Below are 12,901 nucleotides of genomic sequence, written 5' to 3' on the forward strand. Positions count from 1 at the left end.
GACCGGGCCCGCCACCTCGCCGCCCGGCTTCTCCCCGGTCAGTGGGCGGCGGCGTTCCAGTCGGCGCCGGTGCCGATGGCGACCTCCAGGCCCACGCTGACCGGGTAGGCGGTGGTCATCCGGTCGTGCACCAGTTCGGCCGCGCGGTCGCGCTCGCCGGGGGCCACCTCGAACACGATCTCGTCGTGCACCTGCAGCAGCGGCCGGGTGCGGAGCCCGGCGGCGGCGAGCGCCTCGTCCACCCGCAGCATCGCGATCTTGACGATGTCGGCCGCCGAGCCCTGGATCGGGGCGTTCAGCGCCATCCGCTCCGCGGTCTCGCGGCGCTGCCGGTTCTCGCTGGACAGGTGGGGGAGGTAGCGGCGGCGGCCCAGGACGGTGCGGGTGTAGCCGGTGCGGCGCGCCTCCTCGACCACGTGGTCGAGGTAGTCGCGCACGCCGCCGAACCGCTCGAAGTAGGCGTCCATCAGCGGGCGGGCCTCGGCCACGGCGATGCCGAGCTGCTTGGCCAGGCCGAACGCCGACAGCCCGTAGGCCAGCCCGTACGACATCGCCTTGATCTTGCGACGCATGTCGGGGGTGACGCTGCCGGCGGCGACGCCGAACACCCGCGCGGCCATGGTCGTGTGCAGGTCCTCCCCGGAGGCGAACGCCTCCAGCAGGATGAGGTCCCGCGACAGGTGCGCCATGATCCGCAGCTCCAGCTGGCCGTAGTCGGCGGTCAGGATCGACGCGAAGCCCTCGCCGGGCAGGAACGCCCGGCGGATGAGCCGGCCCTCCCCGGTGCGGATCGGGATGACCTGCAGGTTGGGCTCGGTGGAGGTGAGCCGCCCGGTGGCGGCCACGGTCTGCTGGAAGGTGGTGTGGATCCGGCGGTCCGCGCCGATCTCCCTGATCAGCCCGGCCACCGTCATCCGCAGCCGGGACTGGTCGCGGTGGCGCAGCAGGATCTGCGGGAGCCCGTTGTCGGTCTGGCCGGCCAGCCAGGTCAGCGCGTCCAGGTCGGTGGAGTGACCGGACTTGATCTTCTTGGTGCGGGGCAGCCCGAGCTCCTCGAACAGCACCTGCTGGAGCTGCTTGGTGGACCCGGGGTTGAACGGGTGGCCGGCGATCTGCGCGGCCTCGCCGGCGGCGCGCTCCATCGCGTCGGCGAACCGCCGGTCGAGCTCGTGCAGCAGCGGCTCGTCGACGAAGACGCCGGTGCGTTCCATGCGGGCCAGCAGGGCCGAGAGGGGCAGCTCGACCTCGCGCAGCATCTCGTCCATGCCGGTGCCGGCGAGCTCGTCGCCGAACCGGCCGGCCAGGTCGAGGACGGCGCGGGCTCGCAGCATCAGCCCGGCGGGCCCGTCGGCGGCCGGGCGGCGGCCAAGGTAGCGGGCCGACAGGTCGGCGATGCCGTAGGCGGCGAGCCCGGGCAGGAGGAGGTAGGCGGCCAGGGCGGTGTCGACGGCGACGCCGCCGAGCCGCCAGCCCCGCGCGTCGAACCCGCGCAGCAGCGCCTTGACGTCGTGCAGCGCCTTGGGGCGCTCCTCGTCGGCGAGCCAGGCGGTGAAGGCGCGCTCGTCGGCGGCGGTCATCCGGGCGGGCTCGAAGGCGGCCGCGTAGCCGTCGCCGGTGGCCAGCGCGATCCGGGTGATCTCGCCTTCGCCCCGCTGCCAGGCGAGGTCGGCGGCGAGCCCGACCGGTGCTCCGGCCGCGCCGGCCCTGGTGCCCAGCCAGCCGGGCAGCTCGCCGGGGCCGAGTTCGCGGCCCCTCAGCGGGCGCGCCGGGGCACCGGCCTCGGCCTCGGCACCGGGGGTGGGGCCCGGGCCGGGCGTGGCCGCGCCGCCGCCGGGGTCGGCGGCGAAGAGCCGCTGCCGGAGGCTGGCGTTGCGGAACTCCAGTTCGTCGAGGAGCGCGGCGAAGGCGGGCAGGTCGTACGGCCTGCGCCCCAGGTCGCCGGGGCCGACGGGCAGGTCGACGTCGCGGACCAGCTCGGTCAGCCGCCGGTTGAGCCGCACCGTGCCGAGCGCGGCGCGCAGCTTCTCGCCCGCCTTGCCGCGCACCTCGCCGGCCCGGTCGAGCAGCTCGGCCAGCGAGCCGAACTCCCTGATCCACCGGGCGGCCGTCTTCTCCCCGATGCCGGGGATGCCGGGCAGGTTGTCGGACGGGTCGCCGCGCAGCGCCGCGAAGTCGGGGTACTGCCGCGGGGTCAGCCCGTACTTCTCCTCGACCAGCTCGGGGGTGTAGCGGATCACGTCGGTGGCCGTCCGGTAGAAGTACAGGACGGTGACGTCCGGGCTGACCAGCTGCAGGGCGTCCCGGTCGCCGGTGCTGACCAGCACCTCGAAGCCGCCGGACTCCGCCGCCGCGGCCAGGGTCGCGATCACGTCGTCGGCCTCGTAGCCCTCGACCCGCAGCGCGGTGATGTTCATGGCCGCGAGCAGCCGGTCGAGGAGGGCGAGCTGGTCGTGGAACTCGGCGGGCGACCGCGCCCGCCCGGCCTTGTACTCGGGGTAGGCCTCGGTGCGGAAGGTCCGCCGGGAGACGTCGAACGCGACCGCGACGTGCGTGGGCCGCTCGTCGCGGAGCACGTTGGCCAGCATGTTGGCGAAGCCGTAGACCACGTTGGTCGGCTGGCCCCCGGTCGTGCTGAAGTTCTCCACGGGCAGCGCGTAGAACGCCCGGTAGGCCAGCGAGTGGCCGTCCAGCAGGAGCAGTCGGGGCCGGTCGGTCATAGATCCATCCTGGCAGGCGCCCCTGACAGAACAGAACGCCTGGTCAGGGGGTGGTGAGGGGTTCGCCGGCCCGCGGCGGGGCGTCCGGGCGGCGTCCGGTGCCGTTCCAGAGGGCGGCGACGGACGCGGGCAGGCCGTCGCTGGCGGTCCGGTGGTAGGCCGAGCCGGGCGGGAGCGCGGCGCTGAGGCGGCGGTGCGCCTCGGGGAGGGCGTGGTACGGCATGCCCGGGAAGAGGTGGTGGAGGGCGTGCAGCCGCAGCCCCAGCGGCGCCCAGAGTTCGGTCAGCAGGGGGCGGCGCGGGTGGTTGATGCTGTCCATCATCTGGTCGACCAGGTCCATCGGCTCCTCGTCGCCGTTCCAGCGGTGGGAGACGAGCGTGCGGACCGCGTTGACCAGCAGCAGGGCGCTGTAGACCGCGTACGCCTGGACGGCGCGTTCCACCGGGATCGCGCCGGTGAGCAGGAGCGCCGCGGCGACGGCGGCCCAGAGCGCGCAGGCCAGTTCCTGGACGAGCCACGCGCGTGCCTGGCGGCGGTCGGCCGGGACGCCGCCCACGTAGTCGAGGTCGATCTTCAGCGTCGTGAAGTGCGTGTACAGGTGGCGGCGCAGCCGCGCGTTGACCAGCGCCACGGGGGTGAGCAGCCCGAACCTGACCGGCGCCAGGAGCGGCAGCACGAAGGAGGAGCCCAGGAACGCCAGCGCCCGGCCCCTCGACAGCCTGTCCAGCGGCCGGTACTCGGGATCGTCGCGGGTGCCGTAGGAGCGCACGCTGTGGTGTTTGACGTGGGCGTCGAACATGAACGCCGGCATCATGAACGGGATCCCCACCAGCAGGTTCCAGCCCCGCCGGAACCGGCGCAGCGCCTGTCTCCCGCGCAGGTGCGCGAGTTCGTGGATGAACGCGGCGCACCGGTAGGCGGCCAGCGTCGAGACCGCGAACAGCAGCGCCCCGGCCGGCGTCGCGTACCCGGCGGGGCGGGCCGCCCAGAACGCCGCGGCGCTCACGGTGAAGGAGGCGGCCAGGTCGGCCCAGTAGACGGCCGGGCGCGGGGTGAACAGGTCGCCCACCAGGGCGTGCGCCCGCCTGACCGAGAACTCTCCGCTCATGAGGGCACCCGCTCTCTCGTCGCGCCGGGTTCCGGGACGCGCGGCGGCGGCACGCGGTACCGCCGGAACGCGCGGCCCCGCGGCCACGGCGTCCACCAGTTGGCGCGGCCCGCGAGCCGCATGACGGCGGGCACCAGCAGGCCGCGGACGAGCGTGGCGTCCAGCAGCACGGCCAGGGCGAGCCCGACCCCGATCATCTTCAGCAGCGCCAGGCCCGAGGTGGCCAGCGCGGCCATCACCACGGCGAAGATCACGGCGGCCGAGGTGAACAGCCGGCCGGTGCGCTCCAGGCCGGTGGCGACGGCCAGGCGGGTGTCGCCGGTCCGGCGGTGCTCCTCGACGATCCGCGACAGCAGGAAGATCTCGTAGTCCATCGACAGCCCGAAGGCGACGCAGAACAGCAGCGCGGGGACCAGCGCGTCGGTGCTGCCGGAGACGGAGAAGCCGCCGACCAGCCAGCGCAGATGGCCCTCCTGGAAGATGTGGACGAGCACGCCGAAGGTCGCGCCCAGGCTCAGCGCGTTCATCAGCAGCGCCTTGGCGCCCAGCACCATGCTCCCGGTCAGCGCGCTGATCAGCAGGAAGGTGGTGAGCGCGATCAGGCCCAGCACGGCGGGCAGGGTGACGGCGATGCCCGCGCGGACGTCGGCCAGCTCGGCGCCCGGCCCGCCGACCAGCGCCCGGCCGGGGGCGGGCAGGCCGCGGACGCGTTCGGCCAGCTCGCCGTTCTCCACCGAGTAGGGCTCGTGGGCGGTGGACACGGCCAGCCAGGTCCCGGGCGCGCCGGGCCGGACGAACCGCGCGGCGGCACCCGGCGGCGCGTCCCCGGCGCGGGCGCCGCGCGCGTACGACCCGGTGGCGGCGTCCACGCGGACGACGCCGGCCACGGACGACAGGCGCCGCGCGTAGCCGTCCAGACGCGCGGCCGCGACGGGATCGTCCGGCGCCACGCGCTCCTCCGGCAGGACCACGGTGGTGGCGGCGACGCTGTCGCGCGCGTCGAAGTCGCGGCGCAGCTGGTTGGCGGCCTGCGCGGCCGGGGCCTCGGGGGGCAGCAGCCGGTCGTCGAAGGTGCCGAACCGGACGTCCAGGAACGGCGAGCCGAGGGCGAGCAGGAGCAGCGCGGTGGGGATCGCCACGCTCAGCGGGCGCCGCATCACGGCCGTGGCGATCCGGAACCAGGGACCGGGCGCGGCGTCTGGACGGGCCGGGCGCCCGGCGCGCCACGGCCCGGGGATCGCCAGTCCGTTGACGCGCTCGCCCAGAAGCACCAGGACGGCGGGCAGCACGACGAGGCTGCCCACGGCGGCCAGCACCGTGACGGCGATGCCGCCGTAGGCGATCGACCGCAGGATCGTGAACGGGAACAGCAGCAGCGCGGCCAGCGACAGGGACACGGTGACGGCCGAGTAGGCCATGGCCCGCCCGGTGGTGCGCATGGTGACGGTGATCGCCGCGCGCGTCCCGAACCCCGCCGCGAGCTCCTCGCGGAAGCGGGTGACGATGAACAGGCTGAAGTCGAGCGCGAGCGCGAAGCCCAGCGCGCTGGCGATGCTCATCGCGAACACCGACACCTCGGTGAACGCGCTGAGCAGCCGCAGCACCGCCATGGTGCCGGTGACGGCGAGCGCCCCGACCAGCAGGGGCAGCACGGCGGCGGTGAGGCCGCCGAAGACCACCAGCAGGATCGCCAGGGTCAGCGGGGCGACGACCAGCTCGGCGCGCCGCAGGTCGCGCTCGCTGCGGTCCTGGGTCTCGGCCCTGACCTGGGCCTTTCCGGTCGCGGTGACGGTCAGCGGGCCGGTGCGGCCGGAGACCCGCGGGACCACGCGCCGGGCGGCGGCGATGCGGCGCATGTCGTCGCCCTGCAGGCGCACCAGGAGCAGCGCGGCGCGCCCGTCCCGGCCGCGCAGGGACGGCGCCCGCGCGTCCCAGTAGGAGATCGCGTGGACGACCCCGGGTGTTCGGGCGAGCCGTGCCGTCAGGCTCCGTCCGGCCTCGGCGGCGCGCGGATCGTCCACCGGGACCTGGGAGCGGGCGACGAGGACCAGGTCCGGATCGCCCGCGTGGAAGTCGCTCTCCAGCAGTTCGCGCGACCGCTCCGACTCCGCCCCGATGGCGGTGGTGCCGCCCGGGGTCAGCCGGTCGTGGACGTCGTGGCCCGCGACCAGCGCCGCCAGGAACCCCGCGGCCGCCAGCCACAGGACCAGACGGGCGCGCCGGAACCGTTCGTCGCCCTTCACAGGTCCCGCCGGTAGATGCGGTAGGTCTTGGCGTGCTCGCATCCGACGGCCCGCATGCTCTGGGCGATCGGCTGGTTGTCCTCCAGCGTCCAGCCCATCTCGATGCTGCCGCCCGTGTAGCCGCCGGCGGCGACCGCCTCCCACAGCCGGGTGTAGAGCAGGGCCTCCAGGCCGCGGCGGCGGTACTCGGCGACGACGCCGAACAGCATCCCGCGCACCCGGTCGACGCGCCGCGCGGCCAGGGCCAGCCGGGCCGCCCCGATCGGGACGCCGAACGTGGCGAGCCTGCCCCGCGCGGCGGGCAGCGCCTGGTTGAGATCGGGCAGCCCGAGGCCGACCGCGACGGGCTCGCCGCCGGCCTCCACCAGCTGCACGAGGCCGGGGTCGACGATCCGCCGCAGGCGCCGCGCCAGCGCGTCGATCTCGGCGTCGGTCATCGGGACGAAGCCCCAGTTGTCCTGCCACGCCGAGTCGTAGACCCGCTTGATGCGGGCCAGCTCGGCGTCGAAGTCGCGCAGGTTCACGGGACGGGCGGAGAGCCCGTTGCGCCGCTGAACGTGCTCGGCGATGCGGACCATCCGCGGGTCGAGCGGGACGCTGTCGCGCTCCCACGTCCACAGGTCCTTGGCCTTCTCCAGACCGCACCGCTCCAGCAGCGCCGGGTAGTGGTCGGGGTTGTAGGGCATCAGGACGCGCGGCGGGGTGCCGAAGCCGTCCACGAGCAGGCCGCACTCGTCGTTCATCGTGAAGCCGACCGGGCCGAGCATCGTGCGCAGGCCGCGCCCGCGCAGCCACTGGGCGGCGGCGTCGAACAGCTCGCCCGCCACGGCGGGGTCGTCGGCGCATTCGAACAGGCCGAAGAAGCCGTCGCGGGCGCGGTGGACCTCGTTGTGGCGCGGGTTGTGGACCGCCGCGATCCGTCCCGCGACGCGTCCCCGCGCCTCGACGGTGAACAGCTCCACCTCGCCGTAGTCGAAGAAGGGGTTGCGGCGGCGGTCGAGCAGGCGCCGGCAGTCGCGGCGGAGCGGCGGCACGAAGGCGGGGTCGCCGGCGTGCAGCCGGTAGGGCAGCTCCACGAACCGGCGCCGGTCCCGCCGGGTGCGGACCGGGCGGGCCGCGGGCGCGTCCACCGTCCGGGCCGCCGGCCGGCCCTCGGGCGGGGCCGGGGGCCGGTCCGCCGTGCCTGGCCGGACGTCGTACGACATGCACACGAGTATGTGCGACATGATCACTCTCCGTCGCGCACCGTCGACCAAAAGTCGATCAATAGAACGCAACCACCAGGAGGGACGCTCGCCCCGCCCCGGCCGCTCGGAGATCATCCAGATTCGGCCGATCACAGTGCGTGGTCACGGGAGAGGGGACGCGGCAACGTGGTGGACGCCTTCGACAAGTGCCATTCCTGGCGCGAGTACGACATCGTCACCGGCATGGGCCTCAATCCGTACTACCACCGGATCGACGAGCGCGCCGGTCCGAACGAGGTCCGCATCGGCGGGCGGCCGATGCTGATGGCGGGCTCCAACGACTATCTGGCCCTCTCCACCGACCCGCGCACGACGGCGGCGGCGGCCGAGGCGCTGGGCCGGTTCGGCACGGGGACGTCGGGCTCGCGGCTGACCAACGGCACGCTCGCGCTGCACGAGGAGCTCGAGGCGGAGCTCGCCGCGTTCCTCGGGCACGAGGCGGCGCTGGTGACCCCGACCGGCTTCCAGGCCAACCTGGCGCTCTGCCCGCTGCTGGGCCCGCGCGACGCGCTGCTGGCCGACCGGTACATCCACGCCTCGCTGATCGACGCGGCCCGGCTCGGGCAGGCCCGGCTGCGCCGGTTCCGCCACAACGACATGGGGCATCTGGGCCGGCTGCTGGAGGCCGCCGACCCCGGGGCCGGGCTCATCATCCTCACCGAGGGCATGTTCTCCACCACCGGTGACCTGTGCGACCTGCCCGGAATCAGCAAGCTCGCCGCGCAGCACGGCGCGCGGGTCGTCCTGGACGGGGCGCACGACATCGGCGTGCTCGGCCCCGGCGGGCGCGGCGCCGCCGAGCACTACGGGCAGGGGTCGGCGGTCGACCTGCACACCCTGACCTTCTCCAAGTGCTTCGGGACGGTCGGCGGCGCGGTGACCGGGCCCGAGCCGGTCATCCGCTACCTGCGGCACCACTCCCGCGCGGCGATCTTCTCGGCGTCGCTGCCCGCGCCGTCCGCCGCCGCGGCGCTGGCCGCGCTGGACATCATCCGCACCGAGCCCGGGCGCCGCCGGCGCGTGCTGGCGACCGCCGAGCGGGTGGGCTCGGAGCTGGCCGCGCTCGGGTTCGCCGCGGGCCGGGACGGCACCCCGACGATCCCGGTGCACGTGGGCGAGACCTTCGCGTGCCTGCGGCTGTGGCGGGAGCTGTTCGAGGAGGGCGTGTTCACCAACGCGATGATCCCTCCAGGGGTGCCGGAGGGGCACGCCCTGATCCGCGTCGCCGTCACGGCGAGCCACACCGGCGCGCAGGTGGAGCGGATCCTGGACGCCTTCGCCGCCGCGGGCCGCCGACTGAACCTGATCGGCTGACCCCCGGGCGCCGGTTCAGCCGGGCGGATCCGCCGGTTCGCCTCCGCGTGTCCAGGCGTCGGCGAGCGCGACGAGGTCGTCCAGGGCCTCCTCCACGCGTTCGCGGTCGCCGGTGGTGAGGTAGTCGATCTGCAGCCCGGCGTAGGCGGCGTTGAGGAGGGTGGCGTTCCGGCGGGCCACCTCCTCGGGGACGCCGTGGTCGCGCAGCGCCTCGGCCACGAACCCTGCGCGGTCGCCCAGCATCGTGGGCACGTACGGCCCGCTGAGCCGCCCGGCGGCCGACAGCCCCTCGATCTCGTGCAGCAGCCGGGTCAGCGGCAGGTCCTCGGCGAGGTGCCACTCCCAGGAGGCCCGGATCACCGCGCCCAGGCCGCGGCCCTCGTCCCATCCGGGCAGCGCGCGCAGCCTGCCCTTCTGCCTCCGGTCGATGTGGGCGAGGACGGCGGTGATGAGGTCGTCCTTGGTCGAGAAGTGGTGGGTGAGCACGTAGGTGCTGTGCCCGAGGGCCTTGGCGAGAGGGCGCAGGGACAGCTGGGCGATGCCGTTCTCGGCGAGGTAGTCGACGATCGCGTCGAGCAGCTCGGTGCGCCGCGCGGGGTCCGCGGGCCTGGCCATGGCGGCCCTCCTCACGGTCGTCGGGACGGGCCCACCCTAAGAACATGACGACCGTTATGCAAATCGCAAAACAGTCGTTATGGTAATCCGCCATGCCCTCCCCCGACCTTTCCGCGGGCCATCCGCGCCGCCGCGCGATCCTGGCCGCGCTCTGCGCCGCGCTGCTGGTCATGAGCGTCAGCGTGATGGCGGTGACCGTGGCGCTGCCCGCCATCGCCCGCGACCTGCGCGCCACCACCGGCCAGCTGCAGTGGATCACCGAGTCCACCGTGCTGGCGCTGGCGTCGCTGCTGATGGCGATGGGCGCGCTGGCCGACCGGTACGGGCGCCGCCGGATCCTGCTCGGCGGGCTGGCGGTGTTCGCCGCGGCCTCGCTGCTGGCCGCCCTCTCCCGGTCGCCGGGCCAGCTCGTCGCCGCCCGCGCGCTGCTCGGCGCGGGCAACGCGATGATCATGCCGGCCACGCTGTCGATCGTGCGGGAGGTGTTCCCGCGCGACGCGCTGCCCCGGGCCATGGCCGCGTGGGCGGGGGTGGCGAGCCTCGGCGTGGTGCTGGGCCCGCTGACCGGCGGGCTGCTGGTCGAGCACGCCGGGTGGCGCTCGCTGTTCCTGGCCAACGTCGCGGCCGTGGCGGGCGCCGCCACCGCCGTCGCGCTCGTCGTCCCCGCCTCCCGGGCCGGGGCGCCGCGCCCGCTGGACGTTCCCGGCACGCTGCTGCTCTCCGGCGGCTTCGTGGCCCTGGTCTACGCCGTCATCGAGGCGCCGGGGCACGGGCCGCCCGCCGCCGTCCCGCCCCCGGCCGCCGGTCTCGCGGGCGCGGCCGTGCTGGCCGGGGTCGCGCTGCGGCGGCGGACCGCCGCGCAGCCGCTGCTGGAACGGCCCCCGGCCGGCGAGCGCGCGGCACCACCGGCCTGGACCGCCCTGACCGCCGCCGCCACCGGGTTCTTCTGCCTGATGGGCACGCTGTTCCTGGTCACGCAGTACTTCCAGGACGTGCGCGGCCACTCGCCGTCCGCGACCGCGCTGCTGCTCCTGCCGCTCGCCGGCGGGCAGCTCGGCATGGTCCCGCTCACCCCGCGCCTGGCCGCCCGGTTCGGCCTCCGCCGGACGATGGCGGGCGGCCTGGCCGTCACCGCCCTCGGCCTCGCGCTGGCGTCCGCCGCCGCGCGCTCCGGCCAGGATGGGCCGCTGCTGGTGGCGCTCGCCCTGCTCGCGGCGGGCAACGCCGCGACCGTCACCACGGCGAGCACCGCCGTCATGGCCGCGGCTGCCGGGGACCGCGCCGGCTCCGCCGCCGCGCTGAACGAGACCGCCTTCAAACTCGGCGGCAGCCTTGGCGTCGCCGTCCTCGGCAGCGTCCTGGCCGGGCATCTGGCCCGCCGCCTGGAGCCGGTGACACGCGCGCTGCCGCCCGGCGCGCACGCCTCCCCCAGCGAGTCGATCTCGGGCGTCACGGCGGCGGCGCGGGCACTGGGCGGGCCCGCCGGCGAACGGCTCGCCGCCACCGCGCGCGAGGCGTTCACCGAGGGGTTCGGCCGTGCCGCGCTGGTCGCCGCCGCCGTCGCGCTCGCCGCCGCCGCCATCACCGCGATCCCACCCGGGAAAGGAAGGAACGACGATGACCGTTGAATCCCACGCCGATGTGCGCGGGCTGCGCCTGGCCTACATCGACTTCGGCGGGACGGGGACGCCCGTCCTGGCCCTGCACGGCCACTTCGGGCGGGCCCGGATGTTCGCGCCGCTGGCCGCCGCGCTCGCCCCCGCCCACCGCGTCATCGCGCTCGAGTTGCGCGGGCACGGGCACAGCAACCACGCCGACGGCTACGCTCCCGACGACTATTTGGAGGACGTCGCCGCGTTCGTCCGCGGGCTCGGCCTGGGCCCGGTTGTCGTCGTCGGGCACTCCATGGGCGGCGTCCTCGGCTTCCGGCTCGCGGCACGCCACCCCGCTCTCGTCCGGGCCCTGGTGAACGAGGAGGGCGGCGCGCTCAACCGGCGCCCCGAGATCCCCCACCCGGTCCTGGACGTCCGCCCCTGGCCCCGCCGCGCCCCCACCCTGGACGAGCTGCGCCGCCAGGTCGAGGCCCACGGCATCCCCGACGCGGGCTACTTCCTGGAGAGCGCCGTCGAACGCGACGACGGCTGGGGGTTCCTGTTCGACCACGACGCCATGGTGGAGTCGCAGGAGGCGCTGGTCGGCGACTGGTGGCCCGACTGGCTCGGCTCCACCTGCCCCGCCCTGCTCGTGCACGGGCCCGACAGCTTCGTGCTGCCCACGTCGATGGTCCGGGAGATGGCCGGGCGGCGGCCCGGCACCGTCCTGCGCGAGCTTCCCGGCTGCGGGCACTGGCCGCACGACGACGACCCGGTGGCGTTCGCCGGCGCCGTCCGCGAGTTCCTCGGCACGCTCGCCACGCCGTAGCCGCACGACGGGGCCCGCGTTTGCGCGTCGGCGGCGAGGGCATGCGCGGCCAATGGACTTTCGGAGACGACCGGTGACCGACAGCACGCTCGCCCTCCTGAGCGAGGGGTACTCCTGGCTGCCCGACCGGTGGCGCGACGCCGAGGGCCCGCTCGTCCGCACCCGGCTGATGGGACGGCACGCGGTCGCGTCGTGCTGTTCGACGAGGCGGCCGAGGTGCTCACGCGGGGCGTCTGCCGGTGGGCCGGCCTGCCGCTGGACGCCGCGCACGCCCGCCGCTGAGGCCGCCGGCGCGGGCGTCAGGGCTTGCGGGCGACGCCTCCGGCCACGTCCACCTCGACCCGAGGGAACGGCGAGGGGTCGGGCCGCCACCGGGACACCTCCACCACACCGGGGGACAGGAGTTCCAGGCCCTCGAAGAGCCCGGCGATCTGCTCCAGCGGGCGCGGATGGTAGGGCAGCGTGCCGCTCTCCTCGTAGAGGCGCTCGGCCTCCTTGACCCCCGCGCTGGTGTCGGTGAAGTCGTAGATCGCCAGATGGCTGCCGGAGGGGAGCCCCGCCATCAGCTCCGGGACGATCGCCCGCGCGGTGCCGTAGTCGATGTGCCCGAGGATGCCCATCAGCATCAGCGCGGTGGGGCGGCCGAGGTCGAGCGTCCGCCCGGCCTCGCGCAGGATCGTGCGGGGGTCGTGCAGGTCGGCGTCGACGTAGACGGTGGCGCCCTCGGGCGAGCTGGTCAGCAGGGCGCGGGCGTGCGCCAGCACCAGGGGGTCGTTGTCGACGTAGACGATCTTGCAGTCGGCCGCCTCGCGCTGCGCGATCTCATGGGTGTTGTCGACGGTGGGCAGGCCGGTGCCGACGTCCAGGAACTGCCGGATACCGGCGCCGCCCACCAGATGGCGGACGACGCGGGCGATGAAGTGGCGGGCGGCGCGAGCCGCGTCGGGCATCTCCGGGTAGACGCGCAGGACCTCGTCGCCGGCGGCGCGGTCGACGGCGTAGTTGTTCCGGCCGCCGAGCCAGTAGTTCCAGATGCGGGCCGACTGAGGGACGGTGGCGTCGATGTCCGCCCGCGGCTCGTCGTCGCTGGTCACGGTGACCTCCAGCAGGGGAGCGAGGGGGTCGGGCGCGCGTGGGGGGACGCGCCCGTGGCCCGGCGCCGCGGCCGGGCCGCACCAGATTTCCACACCAACCTTGCCAGGGCGCGGGGATCGGGCAGGGTCCGGGCGAAGTGAG

General features: G+C 75.1%; 9 protein-coding genes. 3 read left to right on the top strand and 6 right to left on the bottom strand.

Annotated elements, in window-relative coordinates; translation table 11 throughout:
- Nucleotides 1–38: 38 nt before the first annotated feature.
- From polA to ACFPZN_RS29265, 4 genes are read right to left on the bottom strand one after another with little or no spacing between them, the layout of a single operon-like run.
- The gene (gene polA / locus ACFPZN_RS29250) at nucleotides 39–2,717 is read right to left on the bottom strand and encodes a DNA polymerase I (protein WP_378285456.1); all 2,679 of its coding nucleotides are present in this window, start codon (nucleotides 2,715–2,717) and stop codon (nucleotides 39–41) included.
- 43 nt (nucleotides 2,718–2,760) lie between these two features.
- The gene (locus tag ACFPZN_RS29255) at nucleotides 2,761–3,825 is read right to left on the bottom strand and encodes a fatty acid desaturase family protein (RefSeq protein WP_378285457.1); all 1,065 of its coding nucleotides are present in this window, start codon (nucleotides 3,823–3,825) and stop codon (nucleotides 2,761–2,763) included.
- A complete protein-coding gene (locus ACFPZN_RS29260; protein ID WP_378285458.1) occupies nucleotides 3,822–6,068 on the bottom strand; it encodes an MMPL family transporter in 2,247 nt (748 codons plus the stop codon). Before ACFPZN_RS29260 ends, ACFPZN_RS29255 begins: the two co-directional genes overlap by 4 nt.
- The gene (locus ACFPZN_RS29265) at nucleotides 6,065–7,294 is read right to left on the bottom strand and encodes a hypothetical protein (RefSeq protein WP_378285459.1); all 1,230 of its coding nucleotides are present in this window, start codon (nucleotides 7,292–7,294) and stop codon (nucleotides 6,065–6,067) included. Before ACFPZN_RS29265 ends, ACFPZN_RS29260 begins: the two co-directional genes overlap by 4 nt.
- Nucleotides 7,295–7,441: 147 nt before the next feature.
- Between ACFPZN_RS29265 and ACFPZN_RS29270 the strand changes: the two genes are divergently transcribed.
- Entirely contained in the window at nucleotides 7,442–8,629 is a 1,188-nt protein-coding gene (locus ACFPZN_RS29270; RefSeq protein WP_378285460.1) for an aminotransferase class I/II-fold pyridoxal phosphate-dependent enzyme, read from the top strand.
- 15 nt (nucleotides 8,630–8,644) lie between these two features.
- On the opposite strand, the gene ACFPZN_RS29275 is transcribed toward ACFPZN_RS29270, so the two are convergent.
- On the bottom strand, nucleotides 8,645–9,244 hold the full coding sequence (locus tag ACFPZN_RS29275; RefSeq protein ID WP_378285461.1) for a TetR/AcrR family transcriptional regulator: 600 nt from the start codon (nucleotides 9,242–9,244) through the stop codon (nucleotides 8,645–8,647).
- A 92-nt stretch (nucleotides 9,245–9,336) separates the two neighbouring features.
- On the opposite strand from ACFPZN_RS29275, the gene ACFPZN_RS29280 reads away from it, so the two are divergent.
- Together ACFPZN_RS29280 and ACFPZN_RS29285 are read left to right on the top strand one after the other, a co-directional pair.
- Nucleotides 9,337–10,872 (top strand): MFS transporter, encoded by a 1,536-nt coding sequence (locus ACFPZN_RS29280; RefSeq protein WP_378285462.1) that lies wholly within the window; start codon nucleotides 9,337–9,339, stop codon nucleotides 10,870–10,872.
- Nucleotides 10,862–11,665 (top strand): alpha/beta fold hydrolase, encoded by an 804-nt coding sequence (locus ACFPZN_RS29285; RefSeq protein ID WP_378285463.1) that lies wholly within the window; start codon nucleotides 10,862–10,864, stop codon nucleotides 11,663–11,665. Before ACFPZN_RS29280 ends, ACFPZN_RS29285 begins: the two co-directional genes overlap by 11 nt.
- Before the next feature lie 299 nt (nucleotides 11,666–11,964).
- On the opposite strand, the gene ACFPZN_RS29290 is transcribed toward ACFPZN_RS29285, so the two are convergent.
- Entirely contained in the window at nucleotides 11,965–12,759 is a 795-nt protein-coding gene (locus tag ACFPZN_RS29290) for an SAM-dependent methyltransferase (RefSeq protein WP_378285464.1), read from the bottom strand.
- Nucleotides 12,760–12,901: the final 142 nt, after the last annotated feature.

This window comes from Actinomadura rugatobispora (genome assembly GCF_042656285.1).
GTDB lineage: Bacteria > Actinomycetota > Actinomycetes > Streptosporangiales > Streptosporangiaceae > Spirillospora > Spirillospora rugatobispora.